Source organism: Paraburkholderia sp., assembly GCF_036488795.1.
Classification (GTDB): Bacteria; Pseudomonadota; Gammaproteobacteria; order Burkholderiales; family Burkholderiaceae; genus Paraburkholderia.
The window spans coordinates 23,506-44,880 of the sequence record NZ_DASXHA010000122.1; the positions used below are offsets into that span (position 1 = coordinate 23,506).

A 21,375-nucleotide genomic window follows, 5' to 3' on the forward strand; every position below is an offset into this window, starting at 1 on the left:
TTAATTGTTCTTCAGGGTCACCAGTAGCGTAAATCCAGCGTGAACGGGAATTCCAGACTGCGTTGCGGCGCCTCTGCCACGAGCGGTCCAGGCGTATGACCGGTCGTGAAGAAGCGCGCGCGCCGCCGGCTTTCTGCCTCGTACGCGTTGACCGGGAAAGTCTGGTAATTGCGCCCGCTCGGATGAGCCACATGATACTGGCATCCGCCGATGGATCGCCCGGTCCATGTATCGACGAGGTCGAACGTAAGCGGGGCGTCGACGCCAATCGTCGGATGCAGCGCGGAGGGCTGCGACCACGCGCGATAGCGCACGCCCGCCACCGATTCGCTGACGCGCCCAGTCGGTTGCAGCGGCACCGGCACACCGTTGACCGTCACGACATGGCGGTTGTCGTTCAGCCCCAGCACGCGCACTTCGAGCCGTTCCACGGAGGAATCCACGTAACGCACCGTGCCGCCCGGCGCGCCCTCCTCGCCCATCACGTGCCACGGTTCGAGCGCGCTGCGCAGGGTCAGCGTCACGCCGCTGGCGGTGGTTTCGCCCACCATCGGGAAGCGGAATTCGAAGTGCGGCGCGAACCAGGCGCGATCGAACGCATAACCGGCCTCGGCGAGTTCGGCGAGCACGTCGTCGAAATCCATCTGCACGAACGTGCCGAGCAGAAAGCGGTCGTGCAGTTCCGTGCCCCAGCGCGTGAGACGCGTGGTGTACGGCGTCTTCCAGAACCGCGCCACCAGGGCGCGCAACAGCAACTGCTGCACGAGGCTCATGCGCGCGTGCGGCGGCATTTCGAAGCCGCGCAGTTCGAGCAGACCGAGGCGGCCGGTCGGGCCATCGGGCGAATACAGCTTGTCGATGCAAAACTCGGCGCGGTGCGTGTTGCCCGTGACGTCGATCAGGATATTGCGGAGCGACCGGTCGATCATCCACGCCGGCAACGGGCCGCCCTCGCGGCCGCCGAGCAGGTCGATCTGGCGCTGCAGTTCGCGCAACGCCACTTCCAGTTCGTAGACCTGGTCGTTGCGGGCCTCGTCGACGCGCGGCGCCTGGCTCGTCGGTCCGATAAAGAGACCCGAGAACAGATACGACAGCGACGGATGATTGAGCCAGTACGCCACCAGACTCGCGAGCAGATCAGGCCGCCGCAGGAACGGGCTGTCGGCCGGCGTCGCGCCGCCCAGCACGAAGTGATTGCCGCCGCCGGTGCCGGTATGGCGGCCGTCGGTCATGAACTTCTCGGTGCTCAGATACGTTTCGTGCGCCGCCTGATACAGGTACTCGGTGTGATCGACCAGTTGCGCCCAGCTCGAAGCCGGATGGATGTTCACTTCGATCACGCCCGGGTCCGGCGTCACCTGCAGCATCTTCAGACGCTGATCGCGCGGCGGCGGATAGCCCTCGATCACGACTTTCATCTTCAGCTCGGCCGCAGTGGCTTCGACGGCGGCGAGCAGGTCCAGATAGTCGTCGAGTTCGGTGAGCGGCGGCATGAACACGTGCAGCATCTTGCGCCCGCTGCCGAAAGTCTCGGTCTCGACCTTCGGGCCGGCGGCGCGCGCCGGGTCACGGGCTTCGACGCACAAAGCGGTGCGCGTGACCCAACTGGCGGATTCGCCGCGTTCGGGGATGCGCGCGGCGGCGCTGGTGGCAGACGCGCCGCCTGCGGCGCTACCGCCAGCGCCCGCCCCCAAACCCGCTGCGCCGCCCACTCCCGCCGCACCCGCACGTGCTGCCGCTTCGCCCACCAGACCATTCGCAATCGAGCGCGCGTCGTACTGCATGCGCAACTGCGCCGCGCTGCGCAGCGGCGCCGGCGGCGCAAACGGATCGTGCGCGTGCTGATACGGATAGTCGGTGGCCGACACCCACGGCAGCGCATCGAGCGGCAAGCGGTAGCCCATCGGCGAATCGCCGGGAATCAGATACATGCGTTCGCCGCGAAAAGTCCATGGCCCGGTGATCCAGCGCGGTCCTTGCAGCGGCACGTCGCGCTCGCGCGCGAGCGGCAGCACATAGCCCGTCACCGACGCCAGCCCGCTGTCGAAGATACGCCGCAAACGCACGCGCTCCATCTCGTCGTCCAGGCGCGATTCGAACGGATCGACGTTGACCGGCAGGCGCCGCTCGCGCCACAGGTAATACCAGGTGTCCTCGTAGCCGGCCCGGATGAATTTCGTGTCGAGCGCGAGCTTGCCGCTCAGGTGCGTGAGGAAACGCTTCGCGTCCTCCGCGGTGTAACTGCCGGGCGAGCGCTCGTCGGCGAACAAGCCCGGGTCTTGCCAGCAAGGCTCGCCGTCCGCGCGCCAGTAGAGCGACAAGGCCCAGCGCGGTAGTTGCTCGCCCGGATACCACTTGCCCTGGCCGATATGCAGAAAGCCGTTCGCGCCGTAGCGCGAGCGTAGCTTGTCCATCAACGCAACCGCATAGCTGCGTTTGGTCGGGCCGAGGGCGTCGGTGTTCCACTCGGCGGCGTCGCGGTCGCGCACCGCCACGAAGGTCGGCTCGCCGCCCATCGTCAGGCGCACGTCCATGCCGGTGAGGTGCTCGTCGACCCGCGCGCCCATCTGCAGCACGTCGCTCCAGATCGCCTCGCTATAAGGCTTGGTGACGCGCGGCGTTTCCAGCACCCGCTCGATCGTCATCGTATGTTCGAACTCGACCTCGGACTCGTCGACCGCGCCGGAAATCGGCGCGGCGCTGCCCGGTTCAGGCGTGCAGGCCACGGGGATGTGCCCTTCGCCCGCGAGCAAGCCCGAAGTCGGATCGAGGCCAATCCATCCGGCGCCGGGCAGGTAGACCTCGCACCAGGCGTGCAGGTCGGTGAAGTCGACTTCCGTGCCGCTCGGGCCGTCGAGCGACCTCGTGTCCGGCGCCAGTTGCAGCAGATAGCCCGACACGAAGCGTGCCGCCAGTCCCAGTTGACGCAGTGTCTCGACCAGCAGCCAGCCCGAATCGCGGCACGAGCCCGCAGCGCTCGTCAGCGTTTCCTCAGGCGTCTGCACACCCGGCTCCATGCGGATCAGGTAGCGGATCTCGCGCTGCAGACGCTGGTTCAGTTCGACCAGAAAATCCGCGGTCACTTTCGGCGAGCGGTCGATGCTCGCGACGAATTCGGCAAACTTCGGAGTCGGCTCGCGCCTCACCAGATACGGGGCGAGTTCTTCGGCCAGACCGGGCGCGTAGGCAAAGGGGAATTTTTCGGCGGACGGTTCGAGAAAGAAGTCGAACGGGTTGTAGACGGCCATTTCGGCCACCAGATCCACTGTGATCTTGAACTCGCGGGTCTTCTCCGGAAAGACGAGACGCGCCTGGTAGTTGGCGAACGCATCCTGTTGCCAGTTGATGAAATGCCCGGCCGGTTCGACCCGCATCGAATACGACAGGATCGGCGTACGGCAGTGTGGCGCGGGCCGCAGGCGCACGACCTGCGGCGACAGTCCGACGAGGCGGTCATAACGGTAATGTGTGACATGGTTCAACGCGACACGTATCGACACACCGGACTCCTGGACGAAGGATGGCAGCCCGCCAAAAAGCAAGCTTCATGCCGTTGGTAGAAAAAGTTGCCGGTTCGGGCCTTGCGGCCGGAAAACATATCTCGCGTGCAGCGCGTGGTGCGTTCAGCCTGTGCGTTGCATCTCGGCTCACCAGCAAGCAGCCGCCGCAGGTGGCTTTTCTCACACCACGCACCAAAGCGGCGCAGTCCGCATGCCCCATCATGCACGTAATGTGCGTTAAAGCAGTGACGTCTGGCAAATGCGGCATGAAGCTTGCGCCTGCTTTGCGGATCGGGCACATCATCGTGCTCAAGCCAACTCAGCTACCACTTCCAGGCTCCGTCATGAAAACGTTTCACTGCAATCGCTGCGAACACCTCGTGTTCTATGAAAACGTCCAGTGCGAACGGTGCGAGGCGTTGCTGGGCTTCGTGCCGGAACTGGCCGAAATCAGCGCCTTCGAAGAGGCCGGCGAAGGCCGCTGGCGCAGTCTGCATCCGCGGGTGGACGGTGCGCTCTACCGTCAGTGTCATAACTACGCGGTGGAAAACGTCTGCAACTGGATGATCCCCGCCGATTCGCCCGATACCTTGTGCCGCTCATGCCGCCTCACGCGCACCATTCCGAACCTTGCTGCACCGGATAACCGGCTCTACTGGTACCGCCTCGAAGTCGCCAAGCGGCGCCTGCTCTATACGCTGGCGGCGCTCGGCGTGCAGGTCGAATCACGGCTGGAAAATCCCGAGGAAGGGCTTGAATTCGAATTCCTCGAAGACGGCGGCGACGGCGCGCAGGTCATGACAGGCCACGACGACGGCCTCATCACGCTGAACATTGCCGAAGCCGACGACGCCTACCGCGAACGCACCCGCACCGCGATGGGCGAGCCGTACCGCACGCTCCTCGGGCATTTTCGTCATGAGACGGGGCACTACTATTTCGATCGTCTCGTCGCCGGTACCGACTGGCTGGAGCCGTTCCGCGCGCGGTTCGGCGACGAGAGCGCGGATTACGGCGCGGCGCTCGAAGCCTACTATCGCGACGGCGCGCCAGCCGACTGGCCCCAGTCGTACATCAGCGCGTATGCCACCATGCATCCGTGGGAAGACTGGGCCGAGACGTGGGCGCACTACCTGCTGATCGTCGACGTGCTCGATACGGCCACCACCTATGGCGTCGCGCTGATCCCGCAAGCGCCCAACGAACCGACGCTGACGGACCAGACGCCGGTCGAAGACGCCAGCTTCGATAATCTGATGAAGCGCTGGTTTCCGCTCACCTACGCGCTGAACAGCCTGAATCGCAGTCTTGGCATGCCGGACGGCTATCCTTTCACGCTCGCGGCGCCAGTGGTGGACAAGCTGCGCCTGGTGCACCGGGTGGTCGCGGCGTCCGGCAAGAAAGGCCAGCGGGTGACGGCGAAAAGCGGGCCGGGCGCGCAAGCGGGCCGCAAGCTGAAGGCCCGGTTGGCTACCCAGCCGGCTACCCAGTCGGCCACGCAACCGGCCACTCAGCCAGAGACGCCGCCAAACGATCGGGCGGCCGCCCAGGCCGCCGTGCAATCCGACGCACAAAGCCTCGCTCAGTCAGATGCCCAGCCGGCAACCGATGCCGCAGCCCGGACGGCCGCGCAGCCCCCCGGCCAGCCGGGCTCACCGTCGGGTTCACCGCCTGATTCCGTCAACCCATCGTAAGCTGCGAGATTTTCTGGTTGGTCGCGGTAAAGATCGAGCGGGAATCTGCCGTTATTCCGCTCTTACGAGCGGACGGCTTAGGCCCGGCCTGCGCACCTCGCAAAAAAGCGCGTCCGCACTCATCGCACCCTTCGGAACAAGGCAAGACCTCGATGCAGAGCGACTCATGTCTGGCATTGGCCAAAGAGCGGCACCTCGCGGGCGACCTGGCGGGTGCCCGCGGGCTGTACCACAACGTGCTCGCCGACGATCCGGCCAACGCCGACGTGATGTTTCGCCTCGGTGTACTCGGACTGCAATGCGCCGCCTACGACGACGCGCTCGAGTGGCTCGACCGTGCGATCGAGGTCGTGCCCCGGGAAACCCGCTACCATTTTGCGCGCGCCCAGGTGCTGAGCGCGCAGCAGCGCTTCGACGACGCGATCGACACGTACCGCGCGCTGCTCGCTCTGGACGCAACGTCTGCGGATGTGTGGTGCGCGCTCGCCGACGCCTTGCAGGCGAACGGCGATATGCCCGGCGCGGCGAGCGCGTATGAGTCGGCCGCCTCGCTCGATCCGGCGCAAGTCGATGCACTGAACAACCTGGGCAACTGCCATCGTCAACTGGGTGAGGCGGCGCGCGCCGAAGCCGCGTACCGGCGCGCCATCGCGGCACAGCCCGGCCACGCCAGCGCGTTGACGAACCTGGGCACGCTGTTGCAGGCGCGCGGACAGATCGACGGGGCCGTCGAATGCCTGAGCCAGGCCGTGCTGAACGCGCCGGATTCGCCCACCTGCCTGCTCAATCTCGGCGTGGCATTGTGCTCACGGCGTCAGTTCGAAGATGCCGCGGCGCTGTTCACACGCACGCTGGAGATCGTTCCGCACTTTCCCGAAGCCGCGTACAACCTCGGCATTGCGTTGCACGCGCTCGGCCGTCGCCACGAGGCGCAGGCACAGTACCGCACCGCGATCGCACTCGATCCGCAGCACGCCGACGCCCACAACAACCTGGGCAACCTCAGCAAGGAGCTGGGCGAATATAAAGCCGCGGTGGATGCCTACGACGCCGCCATCCGGGCGCGTCCCGGTTTCGTGGCTGCCTACAACAACGCGGGCAATCTGATGCGCACCTTGCGCCGCACCGTGGACGCGGAAGCGCTGTTCGAGGCTGCGCTGGCGGTGGATCCGAACCATTCGGCCTCGCACAATAACCTTGGCAACGTGCTGAAGGATTGCGGTGCGCTCGATCGAGGCATCGTCCACTATCGCCGTGCCGTGCAGTGCGACCCTGCCAACGTGGTTGCGCACAGCAATCTGGCCTACGCGTTGACATTTCAGGCGGAACACGGCGAGCCCGTACTCGAGGAATGCCGTCGCTGGTCGGCGCAACACGAAGCGCCGCTCGCGGCGGCGCGTCTGCCGCACACGAACGACCGCACACCCGAGCGGCGTTTGCGGATCGGCTACGTCGGCGCGGACTTTCGCGATCACTGCCAGTCGCTTTTCACGGTGCCGCTGTTCGCCCATCACGATCACAACCAGTTCGAGATTTACTGCTATGCGAGCGTGGAGCGGCCCGACGATCTGACGCGGCGCATCGACGGCTATGTCGACGTGTGGCGCGAAGTTCGCGCGCTCGACGACGAACAGCTCGCGCAACAGATCCGCGCGGACGGCATCGACATTCTGGTCGACCTGACGATGCACATGGCCGACGGCCGACCGCTGCTGTTCGCCCGTAAACCGGCGCCGGTGCAGATGGCGTGGCTCGCGTATCCGGGCACGACTGGTATCGAAGCGATCGATTACCGGCTGACCGATCCGCGGCTCGATCCGCCGTCGAACGACGGCCATTACACCGAACGCTCCGTGCGCCTGCCGGACTCGTTCTGGTGCTACGACCCGTTGACGCAGTCTCCGCAAGTGAACCCGCTGCCCGCTTTGACGGCCGGTCATCTAACGTTCGGATGCCTGAACAATCCGTGCAAACTGACGGACCGCACGCTCGGCATGTGGAGCGTCGTGCTGGCAGCCGTGCCCAACTCACGGCTGCTGTTGATGGCACCAGCCGGCAACGCCCACGCCGATCTCGCGCGACGCATCGAACAGCAAGGCATCGACATTCAGCGCGTTGGCTTCGTGCCGTTCCAGCCGCGTGCCGACTATCTGCGCACCTATCATCAGATCGATCTCGGACTCGATACCTTTCCCTATAACGGCCACACCACCAGCCTCGACTCATTCTGGATGGGCGTACCGGTCGTCACGCGAGTGGGCGAGACTGCGGTAGGACGCGGTGGTTTGAGTCAGCTGTTCAATCTGGGGTTAAGCGAACTCGCCGCGCATACGGACGACGCATTCGTCCGTATCGTCGTTGAACTGGCCAATGACTGGCCGCGTCTGGCAGCGTTGCGGCACGGTCTGCGGTCACGCATGGAGCAGTCGCCGTTGATGGATGGCGCGCGCTTTGCACGGCATGTGGAAGCGGCTTACAGGAAGGTATGGAAGGCCTGGTGAGAATAAGCGGATTTTGCCGGTTGCAAATCCCACGCCCACGCCCCCGCAACCGCCCATCAATAGGCGATAAACGGCCCGGTCCCGCCCGGCGTCGCCTGCTGTTCCACGGCCGCGTACACGTTGCGTCCGTAGAAGAACGGCAGACCCCAATCGAAGATCGTCGACGTCACGAACGCCGGGCCTGCCAGCAGCGGCATCACGACATTGCCGTTGGCGCCTTGCGCAAGCGCCGTGGCGTTGCCCACATCGAATGACACCGCGCTCGTCACACCGTTCACCCCTTCGATCACCGCAGTCAATTGTTGCGTTGACAACGGACAGTAATACGCGTTGTTCGGACCGGCACAGACCGGCAGCGCGCTCGTCTGAAAGAACAGCCCGGTCGATCCGCTATCCATGATGCTTTTCGTGTACGTCGTACCGTTTTGCGAGGTCATGAAGGTGCCGGTTGACGGGCTCACGCCGATCACCTGCGCAGTGCCCAGACCGTTGTTGCTCTGTGTACCGATCCCGAACACCAGTTGCCCCGTCAGCGACGCCGCGCCGGTTGCGGCAACGGGCGGCAAGCTCAATTCAGAACCGTTGTTGTCCGTGGCGAAGTACGGAATCGGATTCGCGACCTGCAGATTCTCGGCCACGGCAATGGATGTGCACGTGGTTCCAGCACAACTGTAATAGGCTGCCGGCACCGCACGCTGCACACAGTTCGCGCCGCAATCGTGCTTGAAGACGCCAATGCCGAGTACGCCGTTGGCGGCCAATGCGCCAGGGGTATTGCGCGCTGTGCCGACGCTGCTGCAGTCCGACGGCGTCGCGCTGTAGCCAGGGTCGATCACCTGAATCGGCAACGACGCCGCTTTCTCACCGGCAATCCGCACATCGGCGAGCCGCACCGAACCCCATGTATAGCCGTCGAAAAACTGCATGCATTCGGCCAGCAGATTGCCGGACGCATCCTGCTGTTGCGGCAGCGCCATGGTTGGCGGCAATTGCGCTGCAAACACACGCAGCCCCCACGAGCCGGTATCCACCAACACGTGATCAATGGTTTGACACTGCGTAGTGCCCGGCGCGCACACCGTCACGCTGACGAACGGCATGTTCGGCACCCCGGTCACGCCCTGATCGACGGTCACCGCCACGACGTTGGCCGCCAGCGCCGTCGCGGGCGACGTGTTGGTCACCGTCTGACCCGGCGACGACACGTTCGTCGTGCCGCCGCTCGATGCGCCCGATGCGGCACCCCCTCCACCGCCTCCCCCGCCGCAGGCAGTGACGAGCAAGGCGAGCAAGGTGGCCGCGAGCAACGCGATGAACGAATCTGATTGACGCATGATCACTCCGTTATTGAATGACGCTCACGTCGACGCCGGCCGGCACCGCTTGCGGCAGGTATGCATGGCCTGCAAATGCGCGCAAATGGCCGCCTGAATACACCACGAGGCCGCTGTTCGACACGGCAAGCGGTGTGGCACGGCGCGTTGCGGTGGCGGCGACGTACTGATCGAAGGCTGCGCCCAGCGTCGCCTTCAGATCGGGCAAGGTCGGGCCTTCCCATGCCACGCCAAACACGATGCCGTTCGCCGCCACGTATTCGCGCACCGCAGTTCCCGAGGGCAGCGCGATCAGATGGACCGTGTATGCGGCCTGCGCCGTTGCGCCATGGGCGACGGCGTGCATGCGTGCCTCGTCGCTAGCGACGCTGCTGACGTTCTCGCCAAGCGCGGCCTGCGCGGGCAAAGAAAAGGCACAAGCGGTCCCGAGCATTGCGCAGGCAATGCTGGTATGAAGCATCGTTTTCAAGTGAATTCCTTCGAGGTGAAACGCTCGTGAGCCATTGAAGCCAATCACGAACGACGCATAAGAAGCGCACACCTCGACCGCGTGAACCACCGGTGTTGCAAACACGCCGGAGAGGCTGCGTGAGTGCGTCTACGGAGTGGCGGCGCGAAACTTTAGCGAAGCAAAAGCACGCTCTGGATCACTTGCCGGAGGTTCAAAACCGGCTTCGTCGGCACGTCCTGTTTGACTTTGAAAACCACAACGCCAACCCACGGCGAATCGCGGTCAATCTGACCGCTACCTGGCGTTTTAAGCGAACACCTGCTTGAAAATGAGGGGCGGCAGGAAAAAAGTCGCTAAGCCTGATGTATCCAGCACGCCGTTTTAAAAGGACGCTGCAGAATCCGGACGACCTTGTCTTTCTTCATACTTTGTTTGGTGTGCCAATTTCTTCGTCTGAAGAAAGCTTGCAGATCGTCGATAACGAGCGCCAAACAAGCAAAATGCCGGGGCGACCTCCTGGTCGGCGCCGGCATTCTGTTCGACTTCAGCCCTGTGTCCAATGCACGTGAGGACTGCACCCGCGTGCTTCGGCGTGGCCCTTCTGTTATTTCTTCGGTTGCAGAAGTGTCTTGAGTTCCTGCACGTTCTCTTCGACGCGTTTGGCAATCACGGCATACGACTCTGCCTGCGACTGATAGGCCGCCTGCGCGAGTTGCTGCATATCCGCCAATGCCTTGTGCAGGGTTTGCTGCACCAGATCCGCGGTTTGCGCGGAAGGAGCACCGCCCGAGGCCGAGAATTGACTGGCCAGCGACTGGAGTTCTCCCAGCGTGGAACGGAGCATTTCAGCCTGCTTCTGCGCGAGCGATTGCATGCCCTGCAGCGCGGCCTGATTCGCTGTTACCAGCGCCTCGACGTCCTTGCGTCGCGCTTCCATGATGGCGGGCACGTCGAAGCCGGGGAGCTTGAACTGCTCCAGCATTTTGGTGAAATCGCCAAACGGATTGGCGGCGTCAGGTCGTTCCATACTCATTCCTCCTTGGCGGGACAAGTCATGCCAACCGCGCACCACTGAAGACCATGGGGCCGGTGACGCGCATGGGTCGGCTTCGCGTGTGCCGCGCTCCGCTGTTGAGTTGCTTATAGGCTTGCACGCGCCGCAATGGCGCGACGCACGCTTGCGGGCTTACGACGGCACGTGGTCAATCATGCGCTTTATGCTCGCATTGCGCCAGCAATGGGGCCAAAACCGCCTTTCGATGCATGTCCTCGCCACATGTGTAGCAAAGGCAGGTGCAGGGGACGCACGCCTTACCGCGCATTACCCACCACCTGGACGGCAGCCGAGGCAGATACGCTCTCGGTGCAGATCGACCGCGGGTGCGCCCCATTGCAGTGCATGTTTTACCGCGCGGTAATCAGAATGAAATAAAGCAGCAAACAAAAGCGAAAGGATGCGTTTTTCTGCGACGCTTGCCTCAAGAACCCAAACGCCATGTCGTTTACACGTCTATGCCTTTGGCTTGCGTGACACCTCTCGTTAGACCAAACACCCGCGCGTACTCCCCCGAAGCAATCGCCTCTCCATCGTGTACAGGTATCTGAATGAACAAGCTGACCAGCACCATCAAGTTCAAGATCATTCTCGCGCTCGGCGCGTGCGTGGTGTTGATGATCACAATCGGATTGATGGGCGTACGCGGGCTCGCAGAGATGAGTTCCGACATGAACTCGATGTACGCCAATAGCACGGTGCCCATCCAGGATCTTGCGAACACGCGCGGAACCGCGCTGAAGATCCGCCTGGCGCTCGACCAGCTTGCGACGCTGAAGGATCCAGCGCAAGCGAAGCAGGCGGCCCAGGCGATCCGCGACCTTCAGAAGAAAGTCGATGCGGCCTGGAGCGACTACTATCCGGCTCGTGTTTCAGCCGGGGACGAACGTAAGCTCGCCGATCAGATCGCCGGGCAAACCGCGGATTTCAAAACGAACACCGACACGATCCTCGCGGCCGTCGATGCCGGTACGCTGGACGCCGTCGCACCCGCACTCGACAAAACGGTGTCGGCTGCCAACGCCGTCGCCGACAGCATCGGCGCAGACATCGAAATGAATTCATCCCAGGCCAGACAGTTCGCCGCAGACAGCGTCGACAGCTATCACGCCCTGTTGTGGATCGCGGTCGGCATGATCGCACTCGGTCTGGCCGTCGCCGTGGGTGCTTCGGTGTACCTGTTGAAAGCCATCATTACGCCGCTCACATCCGCGGTGAACGTCGCCCAGCGCATCGCCGAAGGACAGCTCGAAAACCAGTTGTCGATTCACTCGAACGATGAATTCGGCCATCTGCTCGGCGCGCTGAAGCAGATGGATTCGAACCTCGCCGAGATCGTCCGCGGCATCAAGGGGTCCAGCGAATCAATCATGGTGGCCTCCAGCCAGATTGCTGCCGGCAATATGGATCTGTCGTCGCGCACCGAAGAGCAAGCCGCCTCACTGGAAGAAACCGCCGCCAGCATGGAGCAGCTCACCGCCACGGTGAAGCAAAACTCGGAGAATGCGCGTCAGGCCACCACGCTTGCGGGCAATGCATCGCACGTGGCCGACAAGGGCAACACCATGGTGGAGCGCATGCTGGTGACGATGGGCGACATCACCGCCAGTTCGACGAAGATCGCCGATATCACTTCCCTGATCGAGGGCATCGCTTTCCAGACCAATATTCTCGCGTTGAATGCAGCCGTTGAAGCGGCGCGCGCCGGCGAGCAGGGTCGCGGCTTCGCGGTGGTCGCCGGTGAAGTGCGCAGCCTCGCGCAACGTTCGTCAAGCGCAGCGAAAGAAATCAAGGACCTCATTCAGAGCTCGGTCGAGACGATTCACAACGGTTCGTCCCAGGCCGAAGAAGTCGGGCGCACCATGGCCGAAGTGCAGCAGGCCATCAAACGGGTTGCGGATATCAACGCGGAAATCTCTGCCGCGTCTGAAGAGCAAAGCCGCGGTATCGAACAGGTGAATCAGGCCGTTGGTCAAATGGACGAAGTGACGCAGCAAAATGCCGCGCTCGTCGAAGAAGCATCGGCGGCCGCACAATCGCTCGAACAACAGGCCGCGCAGCAAAAGCGCGCGGTGTCCGTGTTCAAGGTCACCGAAAGCAAAGCTGTCCCTGCAGCCCGTGCAGTTGCGCCCGCAACGAAATCGCGCGCACCGCTGCAACGATCCGCACCGAAGCGGGCCCCCGCCCCTCCCGTCAAAGAGCCGGCCCCGATCGCCGAGGCGAGCGCAAACAACTGGGAAACGTTCTAGGTTCTCAGGCAAGTCATAGCGCAGGATATATCGCCCGCCATGGTGCGATATGTCCTGGCGCAACTCAATTAGATCTCCTGCTGCCGAAATGATCGGCGGGGATGAAGTTCTATAAGATCCGGCCGTTATACAAGCAACGCCAGTAAGCGGCGTTTTCAATTTTCTCGCCGAGCCGCGACATGTGAATGGCTCGCCATGCGCCGGCCCATCAGACTTTATGCAAATCAGTGAAAGCGCCCCAGCCGGGCCCATTCGAGCACTCCAACCGCGGCGCAACCGCATCGAATTCCGCTTGAGCCGCTTCGCGATGCGGGCGGTACGTCATCCGCTAGCCGTCGGTGCAGTAGGCAGTGTGCTGGCACTGGGGGCGTTTGCTCTCACGCTCGTCACGCTCGTCGCAGCACGGCAAGACGCCATCGACCACGCGCGCGACACGTCGCAAAGCGTCATCTCGGTTCTGAGCAGTGACGTCCAACGCAATTTCGAACTGGCGGATCTTTCATTGCAGGCGGTTGCATCGGGCTTGCGCGATCCGGCCGTGATGCGGCTCGATAGCGAGATCCGGCATAAAGTGCTGTTCGATCGCAGCACGACCGCCCGCTACGTCAGCTCCATCTCCGCGCTGGACGCGAACGGCAACTCCGTCGAATACGGCACCGGCACGCCGCCCAAAGGCAATCTGTCCGATCGCGATTATTTCCTGGTACACGAACACGCGCGCAACGTTGGGCTTTACGTCTCCGCACCGTACCTTTCCCGGCTGCGCAACGGCGCGCCCTCCATTGCGCTCAGCCGCCGCATCGACAAGGCGGATGGCTCGTTTGGCGGCGTCGCGGTGATTGCCGTCAATATCGAGTACTTTCGCCAGTTGCTCAAGCAGGTGGCGGTGGGACCGCACGGCTCCAGCCTCATCATCCGCAGCGACGGCAGCGTCGTCGCCCGCAACCCGGCAATGACCGGCCTCACGGGGTTCTTCATCCTGAAGTCGCCGACCTTCCGGCGCATGCTCGACAACCCCAGCGGCTCCTATGCGGCGCGCTCACCGCTCGATGGCGTGACGCGGCTCTACACCTTCGCGCGCATTCCGGGCACGCCGCTGATTGCAGTCGTCGCACCCGCCGAGGCGGATGTGCTATCCGCATGGCGTGCCCGCTCGCTGATGGTCGGCGCGTGTGCGCTGTTTGTGAGCGTGGCCTTCGTGATCGTCGTGTGGCTGCTCGCATTCGCCCTGCGCGACCGCGCCGCCATGCAGTCGCAACTCGAGCATATGGCGAAAACAGATTCGCTGACCGGACTCAGCAACCGCCGCGCACTCGATAAGGTACTCGTCACGGAATGGCAGCGCATGCGGCGCACCGGACGCGACATGTCGGTACTGTTCATCGATGCCGATCACTTCAAAAAGTACAACGACGAGCACGGCCACGCGCTAGGCGACCAGGCGCTGCAGCGCATCGCCGCTTGCCTCGAGCGGCATCTGCGGCGCCCGGGTGATCTGGCGGCACGCTATGGCGGCGAAGAATTCGTCGCGGTGCTGCCGGACACCGGCACGCGCGGCGCGCACGACGTTGCGGAAGCGATACGCCGCGAGGTCGAGGCCTGCCACGTCGGTGCGAGCCCCACGAGCATCCCGGCAGTGACCGTGAGTATTGGATGCGGCACGGTGGATCACTCCAGAGACGCCACGCTTGATGCGTTCATGCAGCGTGCCGACGCCGCACTCTATGCCGCCAAGACGGCCGGTCGCAACCGGGTCGTGATGGCTTCGCCGCAGAGGGTCTGACAGCGTCGTCTCGCCGGGTCCCGCAAGGGTGTGTAAGGTATCGCGAGGGCTTCAGTAACCCCACGCAAGAGTATCTCGACTATCGTGTTCATTCTGCCTGGCGCACTGGCGCGCCAACGCCGACCCGATGGAATCGACATGACGATAAAGACTCTTCTGCGCGCGGCAGCGATCGTGCTGCTGACCACTGCCGCGGCGTCCGCAGTCGCCGAGGACGCCCCGTCTTCCCCGCCGATGCCAGACCATGGCGAGGCGCAGCACTATGACGGTGCCCAACCTGCGCACGGCCCCGATTTCGCCGTCGTCAACGACCTCGAACAATTGCGCCGTCTGTATGCGATGACCGGGCATGAAGGCGACATCATCGCGGTTTATCACGAGGTGCTGAACAACACGCAAAACCCGCTGTTGCGGCATTTCGTGTACGACTCGCTCGCACGCGAACAGCTCAGGCCATCGAATCCGGATCAGGCAATCGCAACACTGCGCACCAGTCTTGCGGAAGATCTTGCCGCGTCGAACAGGCGGCCGCGCGGCGACCGCTTTGGTGTTGACATGCCGCAGGCGCCGGACGCGCCGCCTGCGCCGCGGCAGTAAGAAGCGGTAAGCTAGACCGCGTGGCCGCGTTCCGGCGGCAAACCGCGTGAGGGGAACATGACCGCTCTGGCGGATGCGGTGCTCACCGTGCATGCGCTGCTCGCGTTGTTCATCGTGGCTTGCCTGCCCGCCATCTGGATTGGCGCGTGGCGCAACTGGCAATGGGTGCGCAATCGCAGGCTGCGGTTCACCCATCTGCTTGCAATCGGCATTGTGGCCGTCCTCTCGGTGCTGGATCTTGCGTGTCCGCTGACCGTCCTGGAAGACTGGCTGCGTAACGGCTCGACCGGCTCGCAGGGCTGCATTCAGCGCTGGGTGAGCCGGCTTCTTTTCTACGACCTTCCCACGTGGACCTTCACGCTCGCTTACGTGACATTCGCTCTGTTAGTGATGCTGACGTGGTGGTGCATTCCGCCACGAAGCCGCGCCTAAGCCGCGCGAGCTGACACTCTGTTCGACCGCTTAAAGGTCCTGCTTGCGGGATATCTGCGATCCTGCGCAGGCGTTGGCGCGTCGAATCTCGATCGCATGCCCGAGACGTCGTATCATCTGCACCTCGGTCATCCACCTTCGAGCCCTATGCCCGTTGCCGCGTCGCCCCGGATTCAGGCTGAACCCCAGCCCTTTCAGTCATCAAGCCTCCGCGCCCAGGCGCGTGCGCCGCGAGCCGGCGTATTCGCCGGGCTGCGGGTTGCCGCCGCCGCGCTGTGCGCCGTCGCACTCGCTGCGTGTACCACGCCCCGTGCGTCTCACGACATGCAGGCGTACGCCGACCCGGTCAGCATCTTCCCGATGGCCGCTTACGACCAGAACGTCGATCACTGGATCGATCCGGCCAGTCCGGGCTACGACCAGCCATTCCTGAGTGCAGAAGACCAGCGCACCCACGCGGAGGCGCTGCGTACACGCTACTTCGGCACCGGCACCGACCACGCATCGCCATGGAACAGCGTCTACGTCGATACCCGCGTTTATAAAAATGGCGGCACCGATATCGTCGCATTGCAGCGTCGCCGCATCGCCTCATACGACAACGCAGACAAGAGCGGGCGCTCCATTGGCTACGGACAGAACTTCCGTGAACACACGCAGGCATGGATCGATGCCATCGCGCAGAACATGGACGTGGACCAGTTCGAGCGCGCGCCGGGCTATCTGGCCGCACGTCGCGCCATTGCCACGGACAACGCGCTGATACGGGAACTGCCCACCATGGACCCGTCATTCTATGACCGGCGACTCGCAGGCGAAGGCTACCCATTCGACAATCTGCAGATTTCCGCAGCGCGCCCGGGCACACCGCTTTATGTGCTGGGCAGCAGCCTCGACGGTGGCTGGTATTACGTGCAGACACCCGATGTGCAGGGTTGGATGCGCAGTGACAAGGTCGGCATGGTGACGCCAGGGTTCGTCGATATCTGGCGCAGCGCGTCACGCAACGGACTCGCCGCGGTCATCGTGGCTTCTGCGCCCGTGCACGATATTCGTGGCGCATACCGCTTCGACGCGCCTGCCGGCACGTTGCTGCCGCTCGCGCCAGGCGACTCCGCGACGCTGCGCAGCGTGCTGGTGCCCGCACGCGATGAAAACGGCAACGCCCTCGCCCGCATCGCTCAGATCAGCGACAAGGAAATCACCAGCGTGCCGCTCAGTGCCACGCCGCGCCATCTCGCGATGCTGATCAAAGCACTGATCGGGCGCCCCTACGGTTGGGGTAATACAGGCTTCTATAACGACTGCTCGTCTGAATTGCAGAGCATCTTCGCGGCCTTCGGCGTCTGGTTGCCGCGCCACTCGTCGACGCAGATGAGTGCGGGGCGCATGCTCGATCTGTCGGCCTCCACGCCAGCCGAACGCATCGATTACCTCGCGCAACACGGCGAGCCGATGCGCACGCTGATCTATATCGGCGGTCACGTCATGCTCTATCTGGGCAATACCACGCGCGACGGCCACCTCGTGCCGGTGGTCTACCAGGACGTGTGGGGCTTGCGGCCGGCCGACAATAGCCGCCGCGCAGTGATTGGCGGTTCGGTGATCATGCCGTTGCTCGCGCGGATTCCCGAAGATCCGGATCTGCAGTCGTTAGCAGGAACGCCCATCTTCCAGATCAGCATCCTCGGCACCCCCGCGGCCGGCAACGCCATACCGCCTGACGACGATAATCCGGCCAGTTAAAGTAACTTCACCGCCGCGCGCATCCGGTGCTTGCGTTCCTTTTCCAGCGCGCGCAAGGCGGTGTCCGGATTCAGGTCTGCGCCGAGCTGGTCGGCGCTATCGCGCAGCAAAGCTTCGCTGGCAACCACATCGTTCAGTTTGCCGAAACGTTTCTGGACTTTCTTCAAGCGCTTCACTGTCTTGCCTGCGCGTTCGCGATACACCGGCGCAAACAACTCGAGCAGATAACGAACCTTCTTGCCGGCCTTGCGAACGTTGTGAAACGCCGCATAGTCGGATCGCTTCGCCTTCGCAGCGCGGTTCATGCGCTTGCGCAAGGTTTTCTCTGCTTGCCCCAGCCGCTTGCCGGCAAACTTTTTCAGCGGCACCCGGCCGCGCGCCGTGTTCAATTCGGTGGTAGCCGAACTTAGCGTTTCGCGCAGAATGTGCTTCGCATCGGCATTGGCAATCGTCTCCCGGCTGGTTGCGAGCGCGTCCGCGCGAGCCGCGTCGAGGGCACCCGGCGGCAAGGAGGCTTTGCCGGAAAAACGCGTCAAAAGCTGGATGAGGATGTCCCAGTCGCGTGTCTTGCCCGCAGACGTCGCGAGATACCGGTAAAGCGCCTGCTGGCGGGTATTTTCATCTTTCTTCAGCAACGGCCGATACGCCCACCATAGCGAGCGCAGACGCCGCAAGGCCACGCGTAATTTATGCAAGGTTTCGGCAGAAGCATCGGTACTGATGGTCCCGGCGTGCTCGATGGCCGCGTCCACCAGGGGCGATGCCAATGACGCAAATGCGCTTTGCGCCGACACGCTGTTGAGCGAACTCGCTTCGGTTTTTCCGATATTTTCGTCCTTCATTCAAGCCCCCTGATTGCACGTCAGCCTCCAGCACGCTGCAATTACGGTTCCCGGCAATGCAAGTCCACACGTTCAGGCTGCTCAAGCCATTTCCCACTGGCTGCGCGTCGGTCTTTCACAAAGTCACGATCTTTCCGGCGTCTAAGGAGTTGGCACGCGTATTGCGGATGAGTGGCCATGCGCAGCGGCGGTATTGCCCTGCAAAATGAATTACACACGTCCAGGGAGGCGTTATGTTGGGAACCATTCTTCTGATCGTTTTGATCCTGCTCCTCATCGGCGCATTCCCCTCCTGGCCGCATAGCCGGTCATGGGGGTATGCACCGACAGGCACGATTGGTATCGTCGTCATCGTCGTTATCGTTCTTGTGGTTATGGGACAGATATGACGCCCGCTTCTCGTGAGTCGTAGTCCTATGCGCATGCAAAGCGGCCGCATGGCATAGGGTGCAATACAGGCTCCACCGTGGCGCCAGAGCGGATGCGGTGGAGCACATTCCCTTTTCACACAACGCTGACTCTCAACTGATTCGCAAGATACGCGGCTTATGTGCACGGGAATACGGCACGCCGTCCTGTGCAGCCTATTCCCTGTGGGTGCCTCCGTAGCTTCCTCTCCGTAGCTTCCTCTCCGTACAGCCAGTAGCGAGTTTTTACACGCCGCTTGCAACATTCAAGCATGGTGCTTTCGGTATGTGCGACGCGCTCCCCCGCTGTGTCAAACCTCCACAAAACTCCGCCACACATTTGCACGTGCGCCAGTTGCCATTATCCAGCGGCACGCCGCTTGCGGCCGGTATGAGTGTGCAGACGGAACATCCGTCTGGCCCACAACCTTGTCTACTGGAGATCTGAAAATGAACAGCACAACGAAGAAACTTCTTGCCTGCGCGGTGGTGATGGCGCTTTCTGGCGGTGTCTATGCTCAGGCTGGCGGAGGCGCCGGTGGGGCCGGTGGCGCGGGCGGCGGTGGAGCGGGTGCCGGCGTGGGCGCAGGCGGCGGCAACGCGGGTGGCGCAGGTGGCATGGCAGCGCCGGGTGGTGGTGCCGGCGGCATGAACCGTCCGGGCGATACCAGCGGCTTCGGCTCACCTGGCAACACCGCGACCGGCGGCGGCGTGGGTACCGGCACGGGATCGACGCCCAATCCAGCAACCAACCGGTCGCCCAACGGTACGTATAACCAGGCGCAACCCATGCAGAACGGCACGACGAACAACGGCCAATAATGCCCAGATGAGGCGATGAGGCCCCCGTTGATTGAGCGGCGGCACGATCGCCGCCGCTACTCAAGACCCTCCACTGAAGAGTTCAACCGGGTGCGGCGTGCAGCGCATCAGGTACGTCGCTTGCTAACCTGATATGTCCAGCGGTCGCCGTACCCATGCCCCACTGCAGCTTGAAGAATTCCGCTTCAGCGAGAAGAAATTGTTGAAGCTCACCGTTGAGATGATTGGCATTGGCCATGAGTCTAGCGTGCGCTTCATGCCCTATGCTTCATGCCCTATCCCGAGGAACTCGCCATGTCAGCAGATGCCCGGCGCGTCATTCAATTAACGCAGTTATCTGAGAATCGCGCGACGCGCCTCATCGTAGAGGGCGAGAACATTTTGCTCGTGAGACAAGGCGATACGGTGCGCGCGTACGGCGCGGACTGTCCGCACGCTGGCGGTCCACTCGAAGAAGGGGCGCTATGTAATGGCCGCATTGTTTGCCCCTGGCACAAGGGTAGTTTCGACATTGCAACCGGCAAGGTGCTCGAACCACCCGCCCTGTTCGACCTGGACTGTTATCCCGTCACGGTAGAAGGAGATGATGTACGGGTAACGCCGCGGAAGGTCGACAAGCAAAAGACCTTGACTACTACCGACAAACCGAAGTTCGTTATCGTCGGCTCAGGCGCGGCGGGTGCCGCAGCTTGCACCGCGCTGCGCGCCAACGGTTTTGCCGGGCACATCACGCTCATCGGCGAGGAGTCGCCCGAGCCGTATGACCGTACGGCCCTTAGCAAATTCGTGCCGTCCGCCGAAATGAGCCCAACAGACGTGCCTGCGCTGTTACCGCCGCACTGGTTAGAGAAGCAGCAGATCGATCGAATCGAGGCCAGCGTCATCGCTCTCGACGTCGCGCAGCGCAGCATCCACCTTGCGGACGGGCAGGAACTCACCTACGACACCGCGTTGCTCGCGACCGGCAGCGTACCTGAGCTCCCGTCGATCAAAGGCTGTGACCTTAAATCGGTCTATCTATTGCGCAATCTGCGGGACGCGGCTGCATTGTTTGAAGCCGCCGGAAACGCGCACCACGTCGCAATTATTGGCAGCGGCTTTATTGGACTGGAAGTCGCCTCCGCGCTGCGCAAACGCGGCGCTCAGGTTACGGTGGTGTCATCCGGGCGCGTGCCCTTCGAACGTCAGTTCGGCTCCCGTCTCGGCATGATGTTTCAGCACTTGCATGAAAGCCAGGGGGTGGTCTTCAGGTTCAACGAGAAACTCTCCGAAATTGCGGGCGACGCGAGCAACTCACAGGCACGCGCAATTGTCCTCGAGAGCGGTGCACGCCTTGAAATAGACGCCGTGTTGATCGGCGTCGGCGTTTCGCCCGCTACGGGTTTTCTCAAAGGACTGTCGTTACAGAAAGACGGTGGTGTGATCGTCAATGCCGGCATGCAGGCGGCGCCGGGACTTTATGCGGCCGGGGACATCGCGGCATTTCCGTTGTACGAGAATCAGGAACCGCTAAGGATCGAGCATTGGCGAGTGGCACAGCAGCATGCGGTCATTGCGGCGCAGAACATGTGCGGCGCACGCAATCGCTATCAGGGGGTGCCGTATTTCTGGACCTACCACTACGGCAACAGCTTTGAGTATCTGGGACATGCGACCAGCTGGGACGACCTCGTAATAGACGGGTCGCCCGAGGACCACCAGTTTCTGGCGCTGTATGTCAAAGACCATAAAGTAATCGCGGTACTGGCCTGCCAACGTGAAGCGGCTACCGCACGCCTGATCGGATCGCTGCAAGCGGGACTTTCAGCGGACGAGGCACTTCAGTTGGCCAAAGACGAATAGGCCCCACCGCCTATTGTTCGGAACATAACCGCATCATCGTTGCGTAGTCCCGCATTAGTCAGACCGAGTAACTTTAGCCACGCCGTTGCGTAAATTTTCAATGGCTTCGTGCGCGGTTCGC

The 21,375-nt window shown here is 62.9% G+C and carries 15 protein-coding genes and 1 pseudogene; 10 read left to right on the forward strand and 6 right to left on the reverse strand.

Features of this window, described 5'->3' with window-relative positions; genetic code table 11:
* Positions 1-17: 17 nt before the first annotated feature.
* On the reverse strand, positions 18-3,500 hold the full coding sequence (locus tag VGH41_RS17650; RefSeq protein WP_331598800.1) for a transglutaminase family protein: 3,483 nt from the start codon (positions 3,498-3,500) through the stop codon (positions 18-20).
* Between the two features lie 344 nt (positions 3,501-3,844).
* Here VGH41_RS17650 and VGH41_RS17655 point away from each other — a divergent pair.
* Both VGH41_RS17655 and VGH41_RS17660 read left to right on the forward strand, forming a co-directional pair.
* A pseudogene (locus tag VGH41_RS17655) lies at positions 3,845-4,903 on the forward strand (zinc-binding metallopeptidase family protein); the annotation flags it as partial.
* A gap of 443 nt (positions 4,904-5,346) precedes the next feature.
* Positions 5,347-7,695, forward strand: coding sequence for a tetratricopeptide repeat protein (locus VGH41_RS17660; RefSeq protein ID WP_331598801.1), 2,349 nt, complete (start codon positions 5,347-5,349; stop codon positions 7,693-7,695).
* Between the two features lie 56 nt (positions 7,696-7,751).
* On the opposite strand, the gene VGH41_RS17665 is transcribed toward VGH41_RS17660, so the two are convergent.
* The 3 genes from VGH41_RS17665 to VGH41_RS17675 form a co-directional block, all read right to left on the reverse strand.
* On the reverse strand, positions 7,752-9,029 hold the full coding sequence (locus VGH41_RS17665) for a DUF3443 domain-containing protein (protein WP_331598802.1): 1,278 nt from the start codon (positions 9,027-9,029) through the stop codon (positions 7,752-7,754).
* A 10-nt stretch (positions 9,030-9,039) separates the two neighbouring features.
* A complete protein-coding gene (locus VGH41_RS17670) occupies positions 9,040-9,489 on the reverse strand; it encodes a DUF2844 domain-containing protein (RefSeq protein WP_331598875.1) in 450 nt (149 codons plus the stop codon).
* A 595-nt stretch (positions 9,490-10,084) separates the two neighbouring features.
* Positions 10,085-10,507: a phasin family protein gene (locus VGH41_RS17675; protein WP_331598803.1), complete on the reverse strand. Its 423-nt coding sequence runs from the start codon at positions 10,505-10,507 to the stop codon at positions 10,085-10,087.
* 578 nt (positions 10,508-11,085) lie between these two features.
* Between VGH41_RS17675 and VGH41_RS17680 the strand changes: the two genes are divergently transcribed.
* The 5 genes from VGH41_RS17680 to VGH41_RS17700 all read left to right on the forward strand — a co-directional run bounded on the left by VGH41_RS17680 (position 11,086) and on the right by VGH41_RS17700 (position 17,341).
* On the forward strand, positions 11,086-12,783 hold the full coding sequence (locus tag VGH41_RS17680) for a methyl-accepting chemotaxis protein (protein WP_331598804.1): 1,698 nt from the start codon (positions 11,086-11,088) through the stop codon (positions 12,781-12,783).
* Positions 12,784-13,090: 307 nt separating this feature from the next.
* Entirely contained in the window at positions 13,091-14,566 is a 1,476-nt protein-coding gene (locus VGH41_RS17685; RefSeq protein ID WP_414696678.1) for a sensor domain-containing diguanylate cyclase, read from the forward strand.
* A gap of 138 nt (positions 14,567-14,704) precedes the next feature.
* Complete coding sequence (locus VGH41_RS17690) at positions 14,705-15,163, forward strand: hypothetical protein (RefSeq protein WP_331598806.1); 459 nt, start codon at positions 14,705-14,707, stop codon at positions 15,161-15,163.
* 57 nt (positions 15,164-15,220) lie between these two features.
* Positions 15,221-15,595: a DUF2784 domain-containing protein gene (locus VGH41_RS17695; protein WP_331598807.1), complete on the forward strand. Its 375-nt coding sequence runs from the start codon at positions 15,221-15,223 to the stop codon at positions 15,593-15,595.
* Between the two features lie 147 nt (positions 15,596-15,742).
* Positions 15,743-17,341 carry an SH3 domain-containing protein gene (locus VGH41_RS17700; RefSeq protein ID WP_414696677.1) on the forward strand — a complete coding sequence of 533 codons (1,599 nt, stop codon included), beginning with the start codon at positions 15,743-15,745 and terminating at the stop codon, positions 17,339-17,341.
* On the opposite strand, the gene VGH41_RS17705 is transcribed toward VGH41_RS17700, so the two are convergent.
* Positions 17,338-18,183 carry a CHAD domain-containing protein gene (locus VGH41_RS17705; RefSeq protein WP_331598808.1) on the reverse strand — a complete coding sequence of 282 codons (846 nt, stop codon included), beginning with the start codon at positions 18,181-18,183 and terminating at the stop codon, positions 17,338-17,340. The two genes, VGH41_RS17700 and VGH41_RS17705, sit on opposite strands and share 4 nt — an antisense overlap.
* A gap of 233 nt (positions 18,184-18,416) precedes the next feature.
* Here VGH41_RS17705 and VGH41_RS17710 point away from each other — a divergent pair, with 233 nt between their 5' ends.
* Both VGH41_RS17710 and VGH41_RS17715 read left to right on the forward strand, forming a co-directional pair.
* A complete protein-coding gene (locus tag VGH41_RS17710) occupies positions 18,417-18,572 on the forward strand; it encodes a DUF3309 family protein (protein WP_331598809.1) in 156 nt (51 codons plus the stop codon).
* A 468-nt stretch (positions 18,573-19,040) separates the two neighbouring features.
* Complete coding sequence (locus VGH41_RS17715; RefSeq protein ID WP_331598810.1) at positions 19,041-19,412, forward strand: hypothetical protein; 372 nt, start codon at positions 19,041-19,043, stop codon at positions 19,410-19,412.
* 82 nt (positions 19,413-19,494) lie between these two features.
* Here VGH41_RS17715 and VGH41_RS17720 read toward each other — a convergent pair whose 3' ends face one another.
* A complete protein-coding gene (locus VGH41_RS17720; protein WP_331598811.1) occupies positions 19,495-19,650 on the reverse strand; it encodes a hypothetical protein in 156 nt (51 codons plus the stop codon).
* 56 nt (positions 19,651-19,706) lie between these two features.
* Between VGH41_RS17720 and VGH41_RS17725 the strand changes: the two genes are divergently transcribed.
* Positions 19,707-21,254: an FAD-dependent oxidoreductase gene (locus tag VGH41_RS17725; RefSeq protein WP_331598813.1), complete on the forward strand. Its 1,548-nt coding sequence runs from the start codon at positions 19,707-19,709 to the stop codon at positions 21,252-21,254.
* The last annotated feature ends 121 nt before the right edge of the window (positions 21,255-21,375 follow it).